Annotated in this window: 3 protein-coding genes; 2 read left to right on the forward strand and 1 reads right to left on the reverse strand. The window is 59.0% G+C overall.

Annotated features, from left to right (window positions below; all coding sequences use genetic code 11):
- Nucleotides 1–624 (reverse strand): extracellular solute-binding protein (locus tag WBB85_RS19425; RefSeq protein ID WP_432640239.1); only part of this gene is annotated, 624 nt, incomplete at its 3' end.
- 175 nt (nt 625–799) lie between these two features.
- Between WBB85_RS19425 and WBB85_RS19430 the strand changes: the two genes are divergently transcribed.
- Complete coding sequence (locus WBB85_RS19430) at nt 800–1,471, forward strand: GntR family transcriptional regulator (protein ID WP_432640240.1); 672 nt, start codon at nt 800–802, stop codon at nt 1,469–1,471.
- Nucleotides 1,472–1,606: 135 nt separating this feature from the next.
- On the forward strand, nt 1,607–1,982 hold a 376-nt coding region (locus WBB85_RS19435; RefSeq protein WP_432640241.1), incomplete at its 3' end, for an aminotransferase class III-fold pyridoxal phosphate-dependent enzyme.

Below are 1,982 nucleotides of genomic sequence, written 5' to 3' on the forward strand. Positions count from 1 at the left end.
GGGTGCGATCGCGGCCAGAACCGGCTCGGCCTTTTCGATGGTCTCGGCATCCTGCGCGTCAGAGTCTTCACCAATATAGGTGAGCGCGGCCGGAATGATCTCGGCCGGGGCATCCAGCATGTGCACACCACACGAGGCGAGTTTTTCCATATTCGCCGGATCGAAGATCAACGCGAGCGAGCCGACCGGCGCATCTTCGCCAAGCACTTCCTTGACCTTGTTGATGTTCACGCCGATCCCGGTCGATCCCCACATATAGTTGATGGAGTATTCGTTGTCCGGATCGTATTTCTCGGTCCGCTCGGCAATTGCGTCCCACATATTCGCCAGATTCGGCAGCGCCGACTTGTCGAGCTTCTGGAACGCGCCGGCCTCAATCTGCCGCGAGAGGAACGTGCCCGACGGCACCACCACATCATAGCCGGACCCGCCGGCGAGCAGTTTGGTTTCAAGGATCTCGTTCGAATCGAACACGTCGTAGATCAGGTCGATCCCGGTTTCTTCCTCGAACTTTGTCAGCAGTTCCTCGTCGATATAGTCCGACCAGTTGTAGACGTGGACCTCTTCGGCACCTGCCATACCTGCGACCATCAGCGCCGCAATCGTCATCCCCGTAAACTTCATAGTACCTCCTGGGTCTGTTGGAATCGGCAGCCTTCGGGGCTGCCGGTCAGGTCTTTGCCTTCTTGCCGCTCCATTTTGATCAAATTTTGCGACTCAAATCAACATGGCATTTTCGCAATGTCCAACTTATTATGACAGAAACGGAATTCCGCGCAGCCCCCTAGAAGGAGCATGGATGAAAAACCTTCGTGACGCCGACGAATCTCCTCGTAAGGTGCCCACCCATGAAGTGACCTACTGCCGGTTGCGCGACATGATTCTGTTTGGTCAGCTTGCGCCCGGCCAACCGGTCACGATTCAGGGGCTGACCGCGACGCTTGAGGCCGGCATGACCCCGGTGCGCGAGGCCATTCGCAAACTGACGGCTGAAGGCGCGCTGGATCTGCAGGGCAACCGCCGGGTCTGCGTGCCGCAGATGACCGCGTCGCAACTGGATGAACTGGCCTTCGCGCGCCTGACCATTGAACCCAAGCTGGCCTTCATGGCGGCCGAGAACCTGTCGTCAGGCGACATCACCCGGCTGACCCGTATCGACGCGGATATCAATGACGCAATCGCGACCGGTGATGTTCACCGCTATCTTCTGAACAATTTCCGCTTCCACTTCGCTCTCTACGAACATGCAGGGGCCCCTATCCTTCTGTCGCTGGCGCAGATGCTGTGGTTGCGCTTCGGCCCGTCACTGCGCGTCGTCTGCGGACGCTATGGCACATCGAATCTTCCCGACCGCCATGATGAGGCATTGGCCGCGATGCGGGCGGGCGATGCGGATGGCATCGCGACCGCGATCCGCGAGGACATCGAACAGGGAATCAGTCAGGTCAGGCTTTCTCTGGCTGCTGATTAAATTTGATCAAATCTGGTTGACAAACGCCATTTTGATCATATCCTGAGACCCAAAGACAGTCGGAATACGTTACGCGTGGTGACGTCTTCCCGCTGCGACACCCGCCCCACAGGCCCAGACATCACAGGTTCCGCGATGCCCCAGATCACCAATCACTTGCCCACGAAAGAGCTTCAGGCGCTCGATGCAGCCCATCACATGCATCCCTTCCCCGAGGATGCGGCGTTGGCCAAAAAGGGCGCGCGCATCATCACGCGTGGCAAGGGCGTCTATCTGACCGATAGCGAAGGGCAGGAGATTCTCGACGGCATGGCCGGTCTCTGGTGCGTCAATCTCGGCTATGGCCGCAAGGATCTGGCCGAGGTCGCCGCGCGGCAGATGGAGGAGCTGTGCTACTACAACACCTTCTTCCAGACCTCGCACGTCCCCGCCATAGCCCTGGCCGCAAAGATCGCCGAACTGGCGCCGGGCGATCTGAACCATGTCTTCTATGCGGGCTCCGGGTCCGAGG

The sequence above is a fragment of the Albidovulum sp. genome, assembly GCF_049646345.1.
Lineage (GTDB): Bacteria > Pseudomonadota > Alphaproteobacteria > Rhodobacterales > Rhodobacteraceae > Albidovulum.